This window comes from Desulfuromonadaceae bacterium (assembly GCA_019429445.1).
GTDB lineage: Bacteria > Desulfobacterota > Desulfuromonadia > Desulfuromonadales > JAHYIW01 > JAHYIW01.
In genome coordinates, this window is record JAHYIW010000012.1 from 1 (window position 1) to 19,538 (window position 19,538).

General features: G+C 53.0%; 16 protein-coding genes and 5 tRNA genes. All 21 read left to right on the forward strand.

From position 1 onward, the window contains the following. The first annotated feature begins 224 nt into the window (after positions 1 to 224). The 21 genes from K0A93_06120 to rpsJ all read left to right on the forward strand — a co-directional run bounded on the left by K0A93_06120 (position 225) and on the right by rpsJ (position 19,518). Positions 225 to 959, forward strand: coding sequence for a rhodanese-like domain-containing protein (locus K0A93_06120; GenBank protein ID MBW6511682.1), 735 nt, complete (start codon positions 225 to 227; stop codon positions 957 to 959). Positions 960 to 1,104: 145 nt separating this feature from the next. Further along, positions 1,105 to 1,180 (forward strand) — tRNA-Thr (locus K0A93_06125). Positions 1,181 to 1,245: 65 nt separating this feature from the next. Further along, positions 1,246 to 1,330, forward strand: a tRNA-Tyr gene (locus K0A93_06130). Positions 1,331 to 1,449: 119 nt separating this feature from the next. Beyond that, positions 1,450 to 1,526, forward strand: a tRNA-Gly gene (locus K0A93_06135). Positions 1,527 to 1,567: 41 nt separating this feature from the next. Beyond that, a tRNA-Thr gene (locus K0A93_06140) sits at positions 1,568 to 1,643 on the forward strand. A gap of 130 nt (positions 1,644 to 1,773) precedes the next feature. Continuing rightward, a complete protein-coding gene (gene tuf, locus K0A93_06145; GenBank protein MBW6511683.1) occupies positions 1,774 to 2,967 on the forward strand; it encodes an elongation factor Tu in 1,194 nt (397 codons plus the stop codon). A 59-nt stretch (positions 2,968 to 3,026) separates the two neighbouring features. After that, positions 3,027 to 3,176: a 50S ribosomal protein L33 gene (rpmG, locus tag K0A93_06150; protein ID MBW6511684.1), complete on the forward strand. Its 150-nt coding sequence runs from the start codon at positions 3,027 to 3,029 to the stop codon at positions 3,174 to 3,176. 27 nt (positions 3,177 to 3,203) lie between these two features. After that, a tRNA-Trp gene (locus tag K0A93_06155) sits at positions 3,204 to 3,280 on the forward strand. Between the two features lie 8 nt (positions 3,281 to 3,288). Further along, positions 3,289 to 3,507, forward strand: coding sequence for a preprotein translocase subunit SecE (gene secE / locus K0A93_06160; GenBank protein ID MBW6511685.1), 219 nt, complete (start codon positions 3,289 to 3,291; stop codon positions 3,505 to 3,507). Between the two features lie 22 nt (positions 3,508 to 3,529). Next, positions 3,530 to 4,063: a transcription termination/antitermination protein NusG gene (gene nusG / locus K0A93_06165; protein ID MBW6511686.1), complete on the forward strand. Its 534-nt coding sequence runs from the start codon at positions 3,530 to 3,532 to the stop codon at positions 4,061 to 4,063. 30 nt (positions 4,064 to 4,093) lie between these two features. Then, positions 4,094 to 4,516, forward strand: a complete 423-nt coding sequence (gene rplK / locus K0A93_06170) for a 50S ribosomal protein L11 (GenBank protein MBW6511687.1) — start codon at positions 4,094 to 4,096, stop codon at positions 4,514 to 4,516. Positions 4,517 to 4,542: 26 nt separating this feature from the next. Beyond that, the gene (rplA, locus tag K0A93_06175) at positions 4,543 to 5,247 is read left to right on the forward strand and encodes a 50S ribosomal protein L1 (protein MBW6511688.1); all 705 of its coding nucleotides are present in this window, start codon (positions 4,543 to 4,545) and stop codon (positions 5,245 to 5,247) included. Between the two features lie 182 nt (positions 5,248 to 5,429). After that, complete coding sequence (gene rplJ, locus K0A93_06180) at positions 5,430 to 5,948, forward strand: 50S ribosomal protein L10 (GenBank protein ID MBW6511689.1); 519 nt, start codon at positions 5,430 to 5,432, stop codon at positions 5,946 to 5,948. Between the two features lie 62 nt (positions 5,949 to 6,010). Next, on the forward strand, positions 6,011 to 6,391 hold the full coding sequence (gene rplL, locus K0A93_06185; GenBank protein MBW6511690.1) for a 50S ribosomal protein L7/L12: 381 nt from the start codon (positions 6,011 to 6,013) through the stop codon (positions 6,389 to 6,391). Between the two features lie 83 nt (positions 6,392 to 6,474). Beyond that, on the forward strand, positions 6,475 to 10,578 hold the full coding sequence (rpoB, locus tag K0A93_06190) for a DNA-directed RNA polymerase subunit beta (GenBank protein ID MBW6511691.1): 4,104 nt from the start codon (positions 6,475 to 6,477) through the stop codon (positions 10,576 to 10,578). 26 nt (positions 10,579 to 10,604) lie between these two features. Beyond that, a complete protein-coding gene (gene rpoC / locus K0A93_06195; GenBank protein ID MBW6511692.1) occupies positions 10,605 to 14,834 on the forward strand; it encodes a DNA-directed RNA polymerase subunit beta' in 4,230 nt (1,409 codons plus the stop codon). A gap of 140 nt (positions 14,835 to 14,974) precedes the next feature. Then, entirely contained in the window at positions 14,975 to 15,346 is a 372-nt protein-coding gene (gene rpsL, locus K0A93_06200; protein ID MBW6511693.1) for a 30S ribosomal protein S12, read from the forward strand. A 22-nt stretch (positions 15,347 to 15,368) separates the two neighbouring features. Beyond that, complete coding sequence (gene rpsG / locus K0A93_06205; GenBank protein ID MBW6511694.1) at positions 15,369 to 15,839, forward strand: 30S ribosomal protein S7; 471 nt, start codon at positions 15,369 to 15,371, stop codon at positions 15,837 to 15,839. A gap of 39 nt (positions 15,840 to 15,878) precedes the next feature. Further along, entirely contained in the window at positions 15,879 to 17,957 is a 2,079-nt protein-coding gene (gene fusA / locus K0A93_06210) for an elongation factor G (GenBank protein MBW6511695.1), read from the forward strand. A 44-nt stretch (positions 17,958 to 18,001) separates the two neighbouring features. Then, the gene (gene tuf, locus K0A93_06215; GenBank protein ID MBW6511696.1) at positions 18,002 to 19,195 is read left to right on the forward strand and encodes an elongation factor Tu; all 1,194 of its coding nucleotides are present in this window, start codon (positions 18,002 to 18,004) and stop codon (positions 19,193 to 19,195) included. 14 nt (positions 19,196 to 19,209) lie between these two features. Continuing rightward, positions 19,210 to 19,518, forward strand: coding sequence for a 30S ribosomal protein S10 (gene rpsJ, locus K0A93_06220; protein ID MBW6511697.1), 309 nt, complete (start codon positions 19,210 to 19,212; stop codon positions 19,516 to 19,518). Positions 19,519 to 19,538: the final 20 nt, after the last annotated feature.

The following is a 19,538-nucleotide window of genomic DNA, read 5'->3' on the forward strand; positions in this document are numbered from 1 at the left end:
TCGGCAGAAGAAAACTCCACGGCAGTAAATGGTTTCAGATTTGAGCAGTGCGGATCCGGAGCGAGCACGCCCCGGCAATCTCGTGGCATGCTTGCGTCGGCACATGCAAAGGGGACTAAACTGTTACCCTTTGGCTTTTCGAATATACCTTTACAGGAGGCTCACATTATGCAAAATTAACTTTCGCCAATAATTAAAATGTAACTCTGTATGGAGGTCAAAAAATGCGTAAACTGCTGTTGATGGTGTTGGTCGGATTTCTTTCAGTCCTGTTAACTTCAACCACTGCACTTGCCGCAGGGGGATACCAGGAGATCGATGCGGCAGAGACCAAAGCCTTAATGGAGAAGGAGGGGGCTCTGGTGGTGTTCCCGCTGAGTCCTATCGAATTCGATAACAAGCACATCAAGGGGTCTGTAAATATCGTTATGGATAAGCTGGCGACTGATCTGCCTGCGGATAAAAACAGAAAGCTGGTTTTCTACTGTCTGGGAACCACGTGTGTTGCTTCCTGGCGTGCTGCGGAAAAAGCTGTCGAACTGGGGTATAAGAATGTCTATGCCTTCCGAGAAGGCATTCCGGCCTGGCAGGCAGCCGGTTATCCAATGGTCACGGTCAAACCGCTGCCCGATGTTGCGGTCAAAAAGATCTCGACCGGTGAGCTGGCAAGCATGCTGGCTAACGACGACATCACTCTGGTTGATATTAATCTCAATGAAGATGCCCACAAGTTCTATATCGATAATGCAAAACGGGTACACATCCCTCTTGATGAGCTGAATTCCCGCCTCGCAGAAATCCCCAGGGACAAGAAGATTGTGGTGATCTGTCTGAAAGGAAAACGCTCTGCCACCGCCGTGAAATATCTGACCGGACAAGGCTACACAGATGTCGTCATGGTCAGGGGTGGTCTGCAGCAGTGGGTTCTCGATGGTCGGCGGGTCAAACGCACCAACTGAGTCTGTCGTTACGGTCCGCTGTATATTCTTCCGGAAAAATATTGACAAGCGAATATCTGCCGGTATATATACGGTGTCCGCGCGGCAAAAAGGCGAATATTTTCCTTGCAATCGACTGATTGCTGGTGTATATAACGCCCTCTGTGCTGGCGTAGCTCAATAGGTAGAGCAGCTGACTTGTAATCAGCAGGTTGCGGGTTCAATTCCTGTCGCCAGCTCCATTGAGCTGACGGGCGGCAACGTCCATGAAATAAAAAAACTGAATAAAAACGAGAACGCGTCCCCTGGAGGGGTTCCCGAGTGGCCAAAGGGATCAGACTGTAAATCTGCCGTCGTAGACTTCGGAGGTTCGAATCCTCCCCCCTCCACCATTTTTATTAACACGCCGGACAAACCAGCGGATGCGATTACCCCAGGAGACCTGTTGTGTCGGTCGTCAGTACTGGTCGTCGATCTCTGGAGCGTCCATAGCGCTACAGATAGTTTTTGAGCGGGAGTAGCTCAGTTGGCTAGAGCGTCAGCCTTCCAAGCTGAGGGTCGCGGGTTCGAGTCCCGTTTCCCGCTCCATTTTAAATGCGTCAATCCTTCGTTGAACAGATAGATGAGTTGCCCACATAGCTCAGTTGGTAGAGCGCATCCTTGGTAAGGATGAGGTCACCAGTTCGACTCTGGTTGTGGGCTCCATCTGTTTGTCGGTGCGGGGAGTTACATCACGAAAAAAAGTCTATATTGTTGCTCCTTATCGTTGATTGGTTCGCGCTGCGGGCCGGAATAAAAAATTGCTAAAAGGGTAATTAAAAAGGGAGGTTCAGGCATGGCCAAAGCAAAATTTGAGAGAACAAAGCCCCACGTCAATATTGGGACGATCGGTCACGTTGACCATGGCAAGACGACACTGACCGCCGCCATCACCAAGGTTTTGATGGAGCTGACCGGCAAAGGTGAATTCAAAGCCTTTGACGCCATCGACAACGCCCCGGAAGAGCGTGAGCGCGGGATTACTATCGCCACCGCCCACGTCGAGTACGAAACTTTAAATCGTCACTACGCACACGTTGACTGCCCCGGCCACGCCGACTATGTCAAGAACATGATCACCGGTGCCGCGCAGATGGACGGCGCGATTCTGGTCTGTTCCGCCGCCGACGGTCCGATGCCCCAGACCCGTGAGCATATCCTGCTGGCTCGTCAGGTCGGTGTCCCGGCCATGGTGGTCTTTTTGAACAAAGCCGACATGGTTGACGACGAAGAGCTGCTGGAGCTGGTCGAGCTGGAAGTCCGCGAACTGCTGTCGTCCTACGATTTTCCCGGCGACGATATTCCGATCATTGCCGGATCTGCCCTGGCCGCTCTTGAAGGGCGCGATGATGCCATCGGCAAAGACAAGGTTCTCGAATTGATGGCCGCCGTTGACAGCTACATTCCCGAGCCGGAGCGCGCCATTGACCGTCCGTTTTTGATGCCGGTTGAAGACGTCTTCTCGATCTCCGGGCGTGGTACGGTTGCCACCGGTCGGGTCGAGCGCGGCGTCATCAAGGTTCAGGATGAAGTCGAAATCGTCGGGATGAAGGCGACCGCCAAATCGGTTGTCACCGGCGTCGAGATGTTCCGCAAGCTGCTTGATCAAGGGCAGGCGGGAGACAACTGCGGGATTCTGTTGCGCGGCGTCAAGCGCGAAGACATCGAGCGTGGTCAGGTTCTGGCCAAGCCCGGCAGCATCACCCCGCACACCAAGTTCGGTGCCGAGGCCTATATTCTGACCAAAGAAGAAGGTGGCCGTCACACCCCGTTCTTCAAGGGCTATCGTCCGCAGTTTTACTTCCGGACCACCGATGTGACCGGGATTTGCGAGCTGCCTGAAGGAATCGAGATGGTCATGCCGGGCGATAATGTCGCCATGACGGTCGACCTGATCACCCCGATCGCAATGGACGAAGGGCTGCGCTTTGCGATTCGCGAAGGTGGCCGTACCGTCGGCGCCGGCGTTGTTGCCAAAATTATTGAGTAACTGGCTTGAAAGGCACGCCCTCTTCGTTGCGGCGAAGAGGGCCTGATTAGGAACATATTATGCGGGACATTGTTACCCTTGCCTGTACTGAGTGCAAGCAGCGAAACTACACGACAACCAAGAACAAGCGGAACACTCCGGACAAGCTTGAGTTCAGCAAGTATTGCCGGTTCTGCCGTAAGCACACGCCGCACAAGGAAACCAAGTAGCGGCTGTACGGCAAGTTTTTCTCGTGCAGGCCAGTAGCTCTAACGGCTAGAGCACCGGTCTCCAACACCGGGTGTTGGGGGTTCGAATCCCTCCTGGCCTGCCAATTTAAATATGCGAGTAAATCCTTCATGGAGGATTGATATAGTGACTGACAAGACCACCGATTTTCTCACCAACGTTAAAGGTGAGCTGAAGAAGGTGACATGGCCGACGCGCAACGATACTTACGGCTCAACGCTGGTGGTTATTGCGCTGGTAATGGCCGTAGCTGTATTTCTCTGGCTCGTTGATTCCGCGTTGTCGCGGATTGTTCGTTATCTGCTGAGCTGATTCGGCAAGGAAGCGTAGATCAATGACGATGAAGTGGTACGGAGTGCATACTTACTCCGGATTTGAAAGCAAGGTTAAACTCAGTCTTGAGGAGCGGATTCGCTCTTTGGGGGTCGAGGACATGTTCGGTGCAGTGCTGATTCCGTCCGAAACGGTCGTCGAGCTAAAGAACGGTGAGCGGCGCACATCAACGCGCAAGTTCTTCCCCGGATATATCCTGGTGCAGATGGAGCTTAATGACGAGACCTGGCATGTCGTCAAGGGGACGGCCAAGGTGACCGGTTTTGTCGGTGGTGGCAACACTCCCCCCTCGATTCCTGATGCCGAGGTTGCCAAGATTACCAGTCGGATGGAGGAGGGGATTGAACATCCGAAGCCGAAAGTTGAATTCGAAGTTGGGGAGACCGTGCGTGTCGTTGACGGGCCGTTTCTTAACTTCACCGGAGTGGTCGAGGATGTGAAACCGGATAAAGCCAAGCTGAAAGTTATGGTCAGTATCTTTGGTCGTGTGACGCCGGTTGAGCTTGAATTTATACAAGTTGAAAAAACCAGTTGATCTGGTAGCAGATAAAATAAGGAGTAGCTCATGGCCAAAAAGGTTATTGGATTAATAAAGTTGCAGATCCCCGCAGGCAAGGCGAACCCTTCGCCCCCGGTCGGCCCCGCGCTCGGTCAGCACGGAGTCAACATCATGGAATTCTGCAAGGCATTCAATGCCAAAACCCAGGGTGAGGACGGGATGATTACTCCGGTCGTCATTACAGTTTATGCAGACCGTTCATTTTCGTTCATCACCAAAACACCGCCGGCGGCGGTGCTGCTGATGAAGGCCGCAAAGATCCCCAAAGGGTCCGGTGTGCCGAACAAGGACAAGGTGGGCAAAATCACCAAAGATCAGATTGCTGAAATTGCCAAGCTTAAAATGCCTGACCTGAACGCGTATAATCTCGAAGGGGCCATGAAGACCATTGAGGGTACTGCACGCAGTATGGGCCTTGAAGTCGTTTAAATCTCTGTAGGATCGGAGTTGGATAAATGTCTAAGGTAGGAAAACAACACAGCGCAGCAAAGGCAAAAGTTGATCGGGCGGTGGCGTACAACGTCGCTGAAGCAATCAGTCTGGTTAAAGATGTGTCTTTTGCTAAATTTGATGAAACGGTGGACGTTTGTGTGCGTCTTGGGGTTGATCCCCGCAAAGCCGATCAAATGGTTCGTGGTGCAGTCGTGCTCCCCAATGGTCTCGGTAAAACGATTCGCGTACTGGTTTTTGCCAAGGGGGAAAAAGCCCTCGAAGCGCAGGAAGCGGGCGCTGATTTCGTTGGCGGGGATGATCTGGTCGAGAAGATTAAAGAAGGCTGGTTCGAATTTGATACCGCCATTGCCACACCGGATATGATGGGAACCGTCGGCAAGATTGGACGTGTTCTTGGTCCGCGTGGCCTGATGCCGAATCCCAAGGTCGGCACCGTGACTTTTGAAGTTGCTCGCGCGGTAAATGAAGCTAAGTCGGGCAAGATCGAGTATCGCGTTGAAAAAGCGGGTATCGTTCACGCGCCGGTCGGAAAGGTTTCGTTTGACGCTGACAAGCTGCAGGAAAACCTGTTGTCTCTGGTTGATGCCTTGATCAAGGCGAAACCGTCGACGGCCAAAGGTACTTATCTGCGAAAAATCAGCGTTTCCAGTACGATGGGCCCTGGTGTCGCTATTGACATCCCCACCGTTCAGGCACTGCTGAAATAATTAACCATTGATCAAACAGTCATGGTGACTGTTGTAACCCGGTCAAAGACAGCAGGTGTGCTCCCGGAGCATTTAAATTTGCCTGCCGAGGCTGGAGGACTGATGACGATTGATAGTCAGGCTCCTCTGACTGGGACGGGATTCGCAAGATCCTGTAAATTTCCAAGAAAGGAGGAGAGACATTGAACAGAACAACGAAAGAACAGGTTGTCGCTGAATTCTCCGAAAAGCTCAAAAAAGCGCAAGCCGCTTTCTTGACGAACTATCGCGGGTTGACGGTTGAGCAGGCAGATGATTTGCGTGGCAAGTTGCGTGCGACCGGAGTTGAGTACAGTGTTGTTAAAAACACGCTGTTGCGACTGGCTTCACGCGGGACCGACATGGAGTGCCTCGACGAGTACCTTGCCGGTCCGACATCATTGACGATTGTGCTGGATGATCCGGTAGCACCGGCCAAGGTGTTGTCCGACTTCGCCAAAGCTAACACTGCTTTTGAATTAAAGGTGGGTGTTCTGAACGGGACACTGCTCTCGGTTGATGACATCAAAGCTTTGGCAGACCTGCCGAGCCGCGACCAACTGCTGGCAAACATGCTCGGCTCGCTCAATGCGCCGGTGTCGAATTTCGTCGGCGTGCTGGCCGCTATACCGCGTTCTCTGGTACAGGTTCTCGGTGCCATTCAGGAACAAAAAGCTGCTTGAGGCAGCATCGCTTATTAACTTTATCTCGATACGAATAGATCAAAAAATACGGAGGATTCATCATGGCTGACATTACCAAAGAGCAAGTGATTGCATTTATCGAAAACATGAGCGTTCTGGAGCTGGCTGGACTGGTCAAGGAACTCGAAGAAAAGTTTGGCGTTTCTGCCGCTGCGCCAGTTGCCGTTGTCGCCGCTCCTGCCGCCGGTGGCGAAGCCGCTGCGGAAGAAAAAGACGAGTTTGACGTTGTTTTGACCGCTGCTGGCGACAAAAAAATCAATGTCATCAAGGTGGTACGTACAGTGACCGGTCTGGGGCTCAAGGAAGCCAAGGATCTGGTTGATGGCGCCCCGCAAACGGTTAAAGAAGGGGTGTCGAAGGACGAAGCCGCAGAACTCAAGAAGCAGCTTGAGGAAGCCGGCGCAAGCGTTGAGCTCAAGTAACATTTTCCCTATAGCATCATCTCTAGCCAAGGTCGCTCTTAGCGGCCTTGGCTATTCTACTTTCGATACTCAAAGGAGACAACATGGCTTATTCGATTGCGAATAACCAGATGCTGCGGAAGCACTTCGATGATATCAAGAAAATTATTGATATTCCGAACCTGATCGATATCCAGAAGAATTCCTACCGACGTTTTTTGCAGGCCGAGCTGCCCTCGTCAGCGCGCCAGAATATCGGTCTGGAGGCCGTTTTCCGTTCAGTCTTTCCGATTCGTGATTTTAGTGAAACCAGCTCCTTGGAATATGTCTCGTACTCGCTGGGGACGCCGAAATATGACGTTGAGGAGTGCCATCAACGCGGCATGACGTTTGCCGCACCGATGAAGGTGCGGGTGCGCCTGCTTTCCTGGGATGTTGACAAAGAATCCGGCGGGCAGTCGATTCGTGACATCAAGGAGCAGGAAGTCTATTTTGGCGAAATTCCGCTGATGACCGAGAATGGCACTTTTATCATTAACGGCACCGAGCGGGTTATCGTCAGTCAGTTGCACCGTTCCCCCGGTGTATTCTATGACCATGACAAGGGCAAAACCCATTCCAGTGGCAAGATTCTTTATAACGCCCGGGTGATTCCTTATCGCGGCTCCTGGCTGGACTTTGATTTTGACCACAAAGATATTCTTTATGTACGTATAGACCGCCGTCGCAAGCTTCCGGCTACTGTCCTGCTCAAAGCGCTGGGATATTCAGCCGAAGAACTTCTCAATATTTACTATCAGGTTGAGGAGATTGTTTTCGACGGCGATAATTATATGAAACGCTCCAACCCGGAGTTGTTGACCGGTCAGCGTGCCACCGTCGATATTGTCGATGATGACGGCGAAGTCATTGTTAAAGCGAACCGCAAGATCACCAAAGCAGCGGTGCGCAAACTTGTTGAGCGCAGTGTCGAATTTGTCCCGTGTCTGGAGGAGGACCTCTTCGGGCGTATCACTTCGACGGATATTGTTGATGAATCGACCGGTGAAGTCGTCATTGAATGCAATGAGGAATTGACCGCCGATAAGCTGCTTCAGCTTAAAGAGCGGGGGATTAACTCGATCAAGGTCCTGTTTATCGATCATATGTATGTCGGCCCGTACCTGCGTGAAACGTTGCTGATCGACAAGGTCCAGACCCCTGAAGACGCGATGATCGAGATTTACCGGCGGCTGCGCCCCGGTGATCCGCCGACCATTCGCAGCGCGACCGCACTCTTTGAAAGCCTCTTTTTCAATGCCGAGCGTTATGATCTGTCAGCTGTCGGTCGCCTTAAAATAAATTTCAAGCTGGGCCTTGATACCCCCCTTGAGCACGCCACCCTCACCAAGGAAGATATCCTCGAAGTGGTTCGTTACCTGATCAATCTGCGTAACGGTAACGGGTCGATTGATGATATCGATCACCTCGGTAACCGCCGGGTGCGGGCCGTTGGTGAATTGCTGGAAAATCAGTATCGGGTCGGCCTGGTGCGGATGGAACGGGCGATCAAGGAGCGGATGAGTTTGCAAGAGATCGACAGCCTGATGCCGCATGACCTGATCAATTCCAAGCCAGTTTCAGCGGTGGTTAAGGAGTTTTTCGGTTCGTCGCAACTGTCACAATTTATGGATCAGACCAATCCACTCTCTGAAATTACGCATAAACGACGCCTTTCCGCCCTTGGACCTGGTGGTCTGACGCGTGAACGGGCCGGCTTTGAGGTGCGTGACGTACACCCGACCCACTATGGCCGGATGTGCCCGATCGAAACGCCGGAAGGCCCGAATATCGGTTTGATTGCATCACTTTCGACGTACGCCCGGATCAACGAATATGGCTTTGTCGAAACGCCTTACCGCATCGTCAAGGAGGGGCAGGCGACAACTGAGATCAAGTATTTTTCCGCGCTGCAGGAAGAACGTCACGCGATCGCGCAGGCGAATGCCCCCCTTGATGCCAAGGGAAACTTTGTTAATGAACTGGTTAATGCGCGTAAAGACGGCGAATTCATGTTGATGAACCGTGAGGATATCAGCCTGATGGACGTTTCGCCGAAGCAATTGGTGTCAGTTGCAGCGTCGTTGATCCCTTTTCTGGAAAATGATGATGCCAACCGGGCGCTGATGGGTTCGAACATGCAGCGTCAGGCGGTTCCCCTGCTGCGCGCCGATGCCCCCCTGGTAGGAACCGGGATGGAGCGGATTGTTGCTCACGACTCTGGCGCGGCAGTGGTTGCACGTCACAGCGGGATCGTTGAGAAAGTCGATGCGAGCCGGATCGTGGTCAAGATTGACGAAAAAGAAGACGATGAGACCGGTACCGGGGTTGATATCTACAACCTGACCAAGTTTATTCGCTCCAATCAGAATACCTGTTTGAACCAGAAACCGATCGTCAAGGTTGGCGACCAGGTCAAGCGCGGCGAGATGATTGCTGACGGTCCTTCAACCCATTGGGGTGAACTGGCCCTGGGCCAGAATGTGCTGGTCGCATTCATGCCGTGGGAAGGGTATAACTTTGAAGACTCGATCCTGATTTCCGAAAAGCTGGTCAAGGAGGATCGTTATACGTCGATTCACATTGAGGAGTTTGAGGGGGTCGCACGCGATACCAAGCTCGGCAAGGAAGAAATTACTGACGATATTCCCAATCTGGGGGAAGATGCGCTGAAAGATCTGGACGAGAGCGGGATCATTCGTATCGGTGCCGAGGTCAAGCCCGGCGATATTCTGGTTGGCAAAATCACTCCGAAAGGGGAGACGCAACTTTCTCCGGAGGAGAAACTGTTGCGGGCCATCTTCGGAGAAAAGGCCGGTGATGTTCGTGATACGTCGTTGCGCGTGCCACCCGGGGTCGAGGGGGTGGTTATCGGCGCGCAGGTCTTTTCGCGCAAAGGTGCGGACAAAGACAGTCGTACCGAGTTGATCGAAAATGCCGATATCGAAAAACTGATCAAGGATCAGCGTGACGAAATCAACATCATCCGCGATTCAGCCAAGAGCAAATTACTCAACATGCTGCTCGGGTGCAAGTCAGCCGTTGTCATTACTGATGAGTCAGGGGCAACACTGTTGCCAAAAGGCAAGAAACTGACCGCGGAACTGCTTGAAAAAGTGCCGTTCCGCCGCTGGCAGGAAATTTCGCTGGAGGATGATGAAGAGACTGAAGATCGGGTGGCAAACCTGTTTCTGCGTCTTGCCGAGCGGGAAGAAGTCATTAAAAGCGTCTTTGCCGACAAAATTGAAAAGCTCAAGCGTGGTGACGACCTGCCGCCGGGTGTTATTAAGATGGTCAAGGTGTATATCGCCATTAAACGCAAACTCCAGGTGGGTGACAAAATGGCCGGGCGCCACGGTAACAAAGGTGTCCTGTCGCGTGTTTTGCCGGTGGAGGATATGCCTTACATGGAAGATGGCACACCGGTTGAGATCGTCCTCAACCCGCTCGGGGTCCCTTCACGGATGAACGTCGGACAGATTCTGGAAACCCACCTCGGTCTGGGGGCCTGGGGGCTGGGAAAACAGATTCAGGCGATGCTTGATGCAGAATTCAACGTCAAAAAGCTCAAGACGAAAGTCAAGGAGATTTATGATGACAAGAGTCTCAACAAGTTTATCGACGGGCTTGATGATGATGAGATTCGTGCACTGACAAAGCGCTTGGCGAACGGCGTGCCGATGGCCTCGCCGGTTTTTGAAGGGGTCAGTGAAGAACAGATGAAGGGCGAGATGGTCAAGGCCGGTTTTAAAAGTTCAGGGCAGATGACGCTCTACAACGGCAAGACCGGAATCGCGTTTAAGGAACAGATCACGGTCGGTATCATGTATGTTCTCAAACTCCATCACCTGGTTGACGACAAGATTCATGCCCGGTCGATTGGCCCTTACAGTCTGGTGACGCAACAGCCGCTGGGCGGCAAGGCACAGTTCGGCGGCCAGCGCCTGGGTGAGATGGAGGTCTGGGCGATGGAGGCTTATGGTGCCGCGCACGCTTTGCAGGAGTTCCTGACCGTCAAGTCGGATGATGTTGCCGGGCGGACACGAATTTATGAAGCCATCGTCAAGGGCAAGCATACTCTTGAAGCGGGATTGCCGGAGTCGTTTAACGTCTTGATAAAAGAGCTTCAGTCGCTCTGTCTTGATGTCGAACTTCTGGAAGAAGAATAACCACCATCCTATAAGGAGGATGCGCTGTGGAAGATATTTTCAGCCTCTTTGATCGACCGAATGATGCTTTGAATTTCAATGCAATCCGGCTGTCGATTTCTTCGCCGGAAAAGATTCGGGAACGTTCTTTCGGTGAAGTAAAAAAACCGGAAACGATTAACTATCGTACCTTTAAGCCGGAACGTGATGGACTGTTCTGCGCGAAGATCTTCGGTCCGACCAAGGATTACGAGTGTAATTGCGGCAAGTACAAGCGGATGAAACACCGCGGGATTGTCTGCGAGAAGTGCGGGGTTGAAGTTATCCCGAGCAAGGTGCGCCGCGAGCGTCTTGGTCATATTGACCTGGCTTGTCCCGTTGCCCATATCTGGTTCCTGAAGTCATTGCCGTCACGGATTGGTACGCTCCTTGACATGACGCTCAAGGAGCTGGAAAAGATTCTTTATTTTGAAGCTTACGTGGTTCTTGATAAGGGTGATACGCCGCTGCTTGACGGTCAGATTCTCAGTGAAGACAAGTATCGCGAGCTGATGGATGAATATGCCGGTCAGTTCAGTGCCGGAATGGGGGCGGAAGCGATTCGCGAGCTACTCAGTGCGATCGATGTTGAGACGTTGGGTGCAGCTTTGCGCGAGGAGATGAAAGAGGCGACCAGCGAGGCGCGCCGTAAAAAGTTGTCAAAGCGGCTCAAGGTCGTTGAAGCGTTTCGCGAAAGTGGCAATCGCCCCGAATGGATCATCCTCGAAACGCTCCCGGTCCTGCCGCCTGAGTTGCGACCACTGGTTCCGCTCGATGGCGGTCGGTTTGCGACGTCCGATCTGAACGATCTTTATCGGCGGGTGATCAACCGTAATAACCGCCTTAAACGCCTGATGGAGCTGCGCGCTCCCGAAGTCATTATCCGCAATGAAAAGCGCATGTTGCAGGAATCGGTTGATGCCCTGTTTGATAATGGCCGTCGTGGTCGGGCGATCACCGGTCCGAACAAGCGCCCGCTGAAGTCGCTCTCCGATATGCTCAAGGGGAAAGGCGGGCGTTTCCGGCAGAACCTGCTGGGTAAACGGGTCGATTATTCCGGGCGTTCAGTTATCGTCGTCGGACCGGAATTGAAACTCCACCAGTGCGGGCTGCCCAAAAAGATGGCACTCGAACTTTTTAAGCCGTTTATCTACAACAAGCTGGAAGAAAAAGGCTTTTGTACCACGATCAAAAGTGCCAAAAAGATGGTGGAAAAGGAAAAAACCGAAGTATGGGACGTGCTGGAGGAGGTTATCAAGGAGCACCCGGTGATGCTCAACCGCGCGCCGACCTTGCACCGCCTTGGATTCCAGGCGTTCGAGCCGGTATTGATCGAGGGGAAGGCGATACAACTTCATCCGCTGGTTTGTACCGCATTCAATGCCGATTTTGACGGTGACCAGATGGCGGTTCACCTGCCGTTGTCAATCGAAAGTCAGATTGAAGCGCGGGTTCTGATGATGTCGACGAATAATATTCTGTCGCCGGCGAACGGTAAGCCGATCATCGTCCCTTCACAGGACATGGTTCTCGGCATCTATTACATGACCCGCGATCGGGCTTTCGTTGCCGGCGAAGGGAAGATTTTTTCTTCACCGGAAGAGGTCCGGATCGCGTTCGATGCGGGGGAAGCCGATCTGCAGGCCAAAATTATCGTGAGAATGCCCGCCGCGCAAGGAACGCCGGTTGAGCGCATTGAAACGACGGTCGGGCGGGTGTTGTTGCGCGAAGTCATTCCGGCGGAGATTCCGTTTGAATGGGTCAATAAGGTCATGACCAAGAAACATGTCGCCGAATTGATTGACGTGTGTTTCCGCCTGGCGGGCAACAAGGCGACCGTTATCCTGGCCGACCGCCTCAAGGAAACCGGTTTCCGCTATTCGACGATCGCCGGTATCTCGATCTGTCTTGATGACATGGTTATTCCGGAGAGTAAGGGGGCATTTATCGCTGCCGCAGTCGGTGAGGTTAAAGAAATTCAGCAGCAGTACACTGAAGGTCTGATCACCGACGGTGAGCGTTATAACAAGGTTATCGATATCTGGGCCAAGTGTACGGAAGATATTGCCGGAACGATGCTTGGCGACTTGTCGGTCGATGAAATGGTGTCGCCGGATGGCAAGACCACGATCAAGATCCCGTCGTTTAATGCTATCCACATGATGGCTGATTCTGGAGCTCGTGGTAGCGCCCAGCAGATTCGTCAGCTCGCAGGGATGCGGGGATTGATGGCCAAGCCTTCCGGTGAAATTATCGAGACACCGATTACCGCGAACTTCCGTGAAGGTCTGACCGTTCTGCAGTACTTCATTTCGACACACGGCGCACGTAAAGGTCTGGCTGACACCGCGCTCAAGACGGCTAACTCCGGTTATCTGACGCGTCGACTGGTTGATGTCGCCCAGGATGCTATTATTACTGAACAAGATTGCGGGACAATCGACGGTATTACCGTTTCGTCGCTTACTGAAGGGGGCGAAGTTATCGAGCCGTTGGGCGATCGCATCCTTGGTCGAACCACACTGGACGATGTTCTTGATCCGGTGACCGGCGAGGTTCTGGTCGAAGCCAATCAGCAAATCGACGAAGATCTGGTCAAGAAGATTGAGACAGCAGGTCTGGAAAAACTGTCCATCCGTTCGGTGCTGACATGTCAAAGCCGTCGTGGTATTTGTGCCTCCTGTTACGGGCGTGATCTGGCTCGTGGTCACCTGGTTAACCTCGGCGAGGCGGTCGGAGTCATTGCTGCCCAGTCGATTGGTGAGCCTGGAACCCAGTTGACGATGCGGACCTTCCATATTGGCGGGACGGCGTCACGAAAGGCCGAGCAAACATCACTCGAAGCACGTTTTGAGGGGACACTCAAATACATCAACCTCAGTACGGTCGTCAACAGCCATGGTCTCCATGTTGTCATGAACCGTAACGCCGAAATAGCGGTGGTTGACGAAACCGGTCGCGAGCGCGAACGTTACGCGGTGGTTTACGGTGCCGTGTTGCGGATCGCTGAAAACGGTCCGGTGAAACCCGCTGCTTTGCTGGCGGAGTGGGACCCGTACACCATTCCGATTCTGACCGAGATTCCGGGGCTTGTCCGTTTTGGCGATATCCTCGAAGGCGCCACCATGGAGGAGCAGGTTGACGAGGTTACCGGGCTGTCACGCAAGGTTATTGTCGAGTACAAAGATGCTGACAAACGGCCTCGACTGACCCTGAAGGGGGAGGACGGCAAGACAGCAAAACTGGGTAATGGCGCTCCCGCGCGTTATATGCTCCCGGTTGGCGCCAATATTTCAGTCTCCGAGGGTGATCTGGTCAGCGCCGGGGATATCCTGGCGAAAATTCCGCGGGAAACGACCAAGACCAAGGATATTACTGGTGGTCTGCCGCGCGTCGCCGAGCTTTTTGAGGCACGCAAGCCGAAAGAGTTCGCGGTTATCTCCGAAATTGACGGGGTCGTGTCTTTTGGCAAAGATTCGAAAGGCAAACGGAAAGTCGTCGTTACCCCTGATCTTGGCGAGAGCAAGGAATATCTGATTCCGAAGGGCAAGCATATCAGCGTTCATGAAGGCGACTATGTCAAGGCCGGTGAGGCGCTGATGGATGGTTCAAGTAACCCTCACGATATTCTGCGTGTTCTTGGTGAAAAGGAGCTGGCGAAATACCTGGTTGACGAAGTTCAGGAGGTTTACCGCCTGCAAGGGGTCAAAATCAACGATAAGCACATTGAGACGATCGTTCGTCAGATGCTGCGCCGGGTGAGTATCAAGCAGGTTGGTGATACCAAATTCTTGCTCGATGACCAGGTTGACCGGATTGAGTTTGAACTGGAGAACCAGCGCGTAATGAACGATGATGGTCAACCGGCAGTCGGTGAGCCGTTGATGTTGGGAATCACGAAGGCATCTCTGTCGACTGAGTCCTTTATCTCGGCAGCATCGTTTCAGGAAACGACCAAGGTTCTCACGCAGGCGGCGATTGCCGGCAAGGTTGACTATCTGCGGGGGCTCAAGGAGAATGTCATTATGGGTCGTCTGATCCCGGCGGGAACCGGGGTCGCCAAGTATCGAAGTGCAACCCTGCTGATTGAGGAGCCGGAAGAACGCGCGGAGGAGGTCGTGCGGATCGAAGGGCTTGATATCTTGGATGATCTGGATGATCCGTTGGTTGAAGAAGAGGATGTTGACCTTGATCTGGATGCCGTAGAGGCGGATCAGGGTGTGGTTTCTGAGGAGTAGTGCCACCCGGGAAGAAAAAGCGCATAAATAAAAAAAAGCGCTTGACAACGACCCGCCGGGTTGATAGATTCGGCGAGTTTTCCTCTGGGGAACAAACGCTCTTTTGATAAGTGAAGACAAAGTGATTCGGGAGTAGTTTAATGCCGACAATAAATCAGTTGATCCGTAATGGACGCCAGAAAAAAGAAAAGAAATCGACCACGCCTGCGCTAAAGGGTAATCCTCAGAAGCGCGGAGTATGTACGCGGGTTTATACGACGACTCCGAAGAAACCGAACTCAGCTTTGCGTAAAGTTGCCCGGGTTCGTTTGACCAACGGAATGGTTGTAACTTCATATATTCCGGGTGTCGGGCACAATCTTCAGGAGCACTCGGTGGTGTTGATTCGTGGTGGCCGGGTAAAGGACTTGCCGGGCGTGCGCTACACTATTGTGCGGGGGGCTCTTGACCTTGCCGGTGTAAAAAATCGTATGAAGAGCCGCTCCAAGTACGGAGCCAAGCGGCCGAAGTAACAAGACGGGCTGAGAGGACGTTATGCCAAGAAGAAGAGTGGTTGCAAAGCGGGAGATTCTTCCTGATCCGAAATACAACGATCGATTGATCGCTAAATTTATGAACAACCTGATGCTGGACGGCAAGAAGAGTGTCGCCGAGCAGATCGTTTACGGAGCTTTGAGTCTGGTTGAAGAACGGACGGGTGAGGATGCTCTTGAGGTTTTCAAGAAGGCACTCGCAAATGTTCGTCCGGTGCTTGAGGTTCGTTCCCGCCGTGTCGGTGGTGCTACCTATCAGGTTCCCGTTGAGGTGCGTTACAGCCGCCGTGATGCTTTGGCAACGCGTTGGATCATCACCTTCGCACGCAAGCGTGGTGAGAAATCGATGCGCGAACGACTGGCTGGAGAATTCCTTGATGCGTCTAACAATCGTGGCGCATCGGTGAAGAAAAAAGATGACACGCATCGCATGGCTGAGGCCAATAAGGCGTTTGCTCATTATCGCTGGTAATCAATAAAGCGAACGCTTTTAGCGGGAGATTAGAATACCGTGGCACGTCAAGTTGCATTAAATAAAACGCGTAATATAGGCATCATGGCCCATATTGATGCCGGTAAAACCACCACGACAGAACGGGTGCTTTATTATACCGGTGTCTCGCACAAGATTGGCGAAGTCCATGATGGTGCGGCGACCATGGATTGGATGGAGCAGGAGCAGGAGCGTGGGATTACCATCACCTCTGCTGCAACAACCTGTTTCTGGAAAGACCATCGCATCAATATTATTGATACCCCCGGACACGTTGACTTCACTATCGAAGTAGAGCGCTCCCTTAAAGTGCTTGATGGTGCCGTAGCGGTTTTCTGTTCCGTCGGCGGCGTTGAGCCCCAGTCTGAGACCGTCTGGCGTCAGGCTGACAAGTATCATGTCCCCCGTATTGCCTTTGTCAACAAGATGGATCGCATCGGTGCCGATTTTATGCATGGCGTGCAGATGATGAAAGACCGTCTTGGTGCCAACCCCGTTCCCATTCAGCTGCCTATCGGCAAAGAAGATTATTTCACCGGGATTGTCGATCTGGTCGAGATGAAAGCAATTATCTATGACGATGCATCGATGGGTGCCGAGTTCGAAATTGCTGAAATCCCTGCCGATATGGCCGACGAAGTTGCTGCTGCTCGTGAAGTCATACTCGAAGAAATTTCCTCTAACGATGAAACGTTGATGGAGAAATATCTCGGTGGCGAGGAGTTGAGCATCGCTGAGGTTAAAGCCGGGATTCGTCGCGCAACAATCAATCTTGAAATCAATCCGGTGCTCTGTGGTTCGGCATTCAAGAACAAGGGCGTACAGCCGTTGTTGGATGCGGTTATCGACTACATGCCTTCTCCGCTCGATGTTCCCGCAATTCCTGGAACGACGACGGATGGAACGCAGGAGTTAACGCGCCCCGCGTCAGATGAAGAACCGTTTGCCGCGCTGGCATTCAAGGTCATGTCTGACCCGTTTGTCGGGCAGTTGACTTTCTTCCGCGTCTATTCCGGTGTTGCTGAGTCTGGCGCGCATGTGCTGAATGCCAATAAAGATAAAAAAGAGCGTTTCGGTCGCCTGCTGAAGATGCATGCCAACAAGCGTGAAGAAATCAAACAGGTTTACGCTGGTGATATCGCCGCAGCGGTCGGCCTCAAGTACTCGACGACCGGTGATACCCTGTGTGATATCAAGCAACCCTGTCTTCTGGAGTCGATGGACTTCCCGGTACCGGTTATCAGTATTGCGGTTGAACCGAAGACCAAGAGTGATCAGGAGAAGATGGGTGCTGCGATCGCTAAGCTGGTACAGGAAGATCCATCCCTGACTATCTTTACTGATGAAGAAACCGGACAGACGATCCTCTCGGGGATGGGTGAGCTGCATCTTGAGATCATCATTGACCGGATGAAGCGTGAGTTTAAGGTCGAAGCGAATATCGGTCAGCCGCAAGTGGCTTATCGCGAGACGATTACCAAGTCGGTTGAAGTGCAGGGCAAGTTTGTGCGTCAGTCAGGTGGCCGTGGGCAATACGGCGACTGCTGGTTGCGTATCGAGCCGCAGGAGCCCGGTGCCGGATTTGAGTTTATCGACGCCATTAAAGGCGGGGTTATTCCGCGTGAATATATTCCTGCCGTCGGTGCGGGGGCGCGTGAGGCCTCTGAGAATGGTGTCCTGGCAGGGTTTCCGATTGCCGACGTCAAGGTTACCTGCTTTGACGGTTCCTATCATGATGTTGACTCTTCGGAGATGGCATTCAAGATTGCTGGTTCGATGGGTTTCAAGGAAGGGGCCAAGAAAGCCGGTCCGGTTTTGCTGGAACCGATCATGGCCGTCGAGGTCGTCGTTCCTGAAGAGTATATGGGTGACGTGATTGGCGATCTGAACAGTCGTCGCGGGCGTATCATGGGAATGGAATCACGCGGTAATGCCCAGGTCATCAAGGCGCAGGTGCCGCTGTCCAATATGTTCGGATATGCGACCGATGTGCGCAGCGCCACCCAGGGGCGCGCGACCTATACGATGACATTTGAGCACTACGAGCAGGTACCGAAGGCAATTGCTGAAGAAGTTATCGCAAAAATCAAGGGTTAACTACATTTCCCGAGAGTAATAAATAGTCGGAAAGAGGTTCAGGCATGGCCAAAGCAAAATTTGAGAGAACAAAGCCCCACGTCAATATTGGGACGATCGGTCACGTTGACCATGGCAAGACGACACTGACCGCCGCCATCACCAAGGTTTTGATGGAGCTGACCGGCAAAGGTGAATTCAAAGCCTTTGACGCCATCGACAACGCCCCGGAAGAGCGTGAGCGCGGGATTACTATCGCCACCGCCCACGTCGAGTACGAAACTTTAAATCGTCACTACGCACACGTTGACTGCCCCGGCCACGCCGACTATGTCAAGAACATGATCACCGGTGCCGCGCAGATGGACGGCGCGATTCTGGTCTGTTCCGCCGCCGACGGTCCGATGCCCCAGACCCGTGAGCATATCCTGCTGGCTCGTCAGGTCGGTGTCCCGGCCATGGTGGTCTTTTTGAACAAAGCCGACATGGTTGACGACGAAGAGCTGCTGGAGCTGGTCGAGCTGGAAGTCCGCGAACTGCTGTCGTCCTACGATTTTCCCGGCGACGATATTCCGATCATTGCCGGATCTGCCCTGGCCGCTCTTGAAGGGCGCGATGATGCCATCGGCAAAGACAAGGTTCTCGAATTGATGGCCGCCGTTGACAGCTACATTCCCGAGCCGGAGCGCGCCATTGACCGTCCGTTTTTGATGCCGGTTGAAGACGTCTTCTCGATCTCCGGGCGTGGTACGGTTGCCACCGGTCGGGTCGAGCGCGGCGTCATCAAGGTTCAGGATGAAGTCGAAATCGTCGGGATGAAGGCGACCGCCAAATCGGTTGTCACCGGCGTCGAGATGTTCCGCAAGCTGCTTGATCAAGGGCAGGCGGGAGACAACTGCGGGATTCTGTTGCGCGGCGTCAAGCGCGAAGACATCGAGCGTGGTCAGGTTCTGGCCAAGCCCGGCAGCATCACCCCGCACACCAAGTTCGGTGCCGAGGCCTATATTCTGACCAAAGAAGAAGGTGGCCGTCACACCCCGTTCTTCAAGGGCTATCGTCCGCAGTTTTACTTCCGGACCACCGATGTGACCGGGATTTGCGAGCTGCCTGAAGGAATCGAGATGGTCATGCCGGGCGATAATGTCGCCATGACGGTCGACCTGATCACCCCGATCGCAATGGACGAAGGGCTGCGCTTTGCGATTCGCGAAGGTGGCCGTACCGTCGGCGCCGGCGTTGTTGCCAAGATTATTGAGTAATATGAGGAAGAATTATGTCGAATCAGAAAATTAGAATTCGCTTGAAGGCTTATGATCATAAGCTTCTTGATGTGTCGGTAAGTGAAATTGTGGATACAGCAAAGCGCACCGGTGCACGGGTTGCTGGTCCGATTCCGCTCCCCACAATCATCAATAAGTATTGTGTGCTGCGCGGGCCTCATGTGGACAAAAAGAGTCGTGAGCAGTTTGAGATGCGGACTCACAAGCGTCTGCTCGATATCCTTGAACCGACTCAGCAGACGGTTGATGCGTTGATGAAACTCGATCTTTCTGCTGGTGTGGACGTCGAAATTAAACTCTAGCGACATCTGTTGACGATAGA

Coding starts and splice junctions, on each gene's coding strand:
- rpsL (MBW6511693.1), top strand. CDS start 14,975: ATGCCGACAATAAATCAGTTGATCCGTAATGGACGCCAGAAAAAAGAA.
- rpmG (MBW6511684.1), top strand. CDS start 3,027: ATGCGGGACATTGTTACCCTTGCCTGTACTGAGTGCAAGCAGCGAAAC.
- rplA (MBW6511688.1), top strand. CDS start 4,543: ATGTCTAAGGTAGGAAAACAACACAGCGCAGCAAAGGCAAAAGTTGAT.
- rpsJ (MBW6511697.1), top strand. CDS start 19,210: ATGTCGAATCAGAAAATTAGAATTCGCTTGAAGGCTTATGATCATAAG.
- rplK (MBW6511687.1), top strand. CDS start 4,094: ATGGCCAAAAAGGTTATTGGATTAATAAAGTTGCAGATCCCCGCAGGC.
- rpsG (MBW6511694.1), top strand. CDS start 15,369: ATGCCAAGAAGAAGAGTGGTTGCAAAGCGGGAGATTCTTCCTGATCCG.
- tuf (MBW6511683.1), top strand. CDS start 1,774: ATGGCCAAAGCAAAATTTGAGAGAACAAAGCCCCACGTCAATATTGGG.
- rplL (MBW6511690.1), top strand. CDS start 6,011: ATGGCTGACATTACCAAAGAGCAAGTGATTGCATTTATCGAAAACATG.
- rpoB (MBW6511691.1), top strand. CDS start 6,475: ATGGCTTATTCGATTGCGAATAACCAGATGCTGCGGAAGCACTTCGAT.
- secE (MBW6511685.1), top strand. CDS start 3,289: ATGCGAGTAAATCCTTCATGGAGGATTGATATAGTGACTGACAAGACC.
- K0A93_06120 (MBW6511682.1), top strand. CDS start 225: ATGCGTAAACTGCTGTTGATGGTGTTGGTCGGATTTCTTTCAGTCCTG.
- nusG (MBW6511686.1), top strand. CDS start 3,530: ATGACGATGAAGTGGTACGGAGTGCATACTTACTCCGGATTTGAAAGC.
- tuf (MBW6511696.1), top strand. CDS start 18,002: ATGGCCAAAGCAAAATTTGAGAGAACAAAGCCCCACGTCAATATTGGG.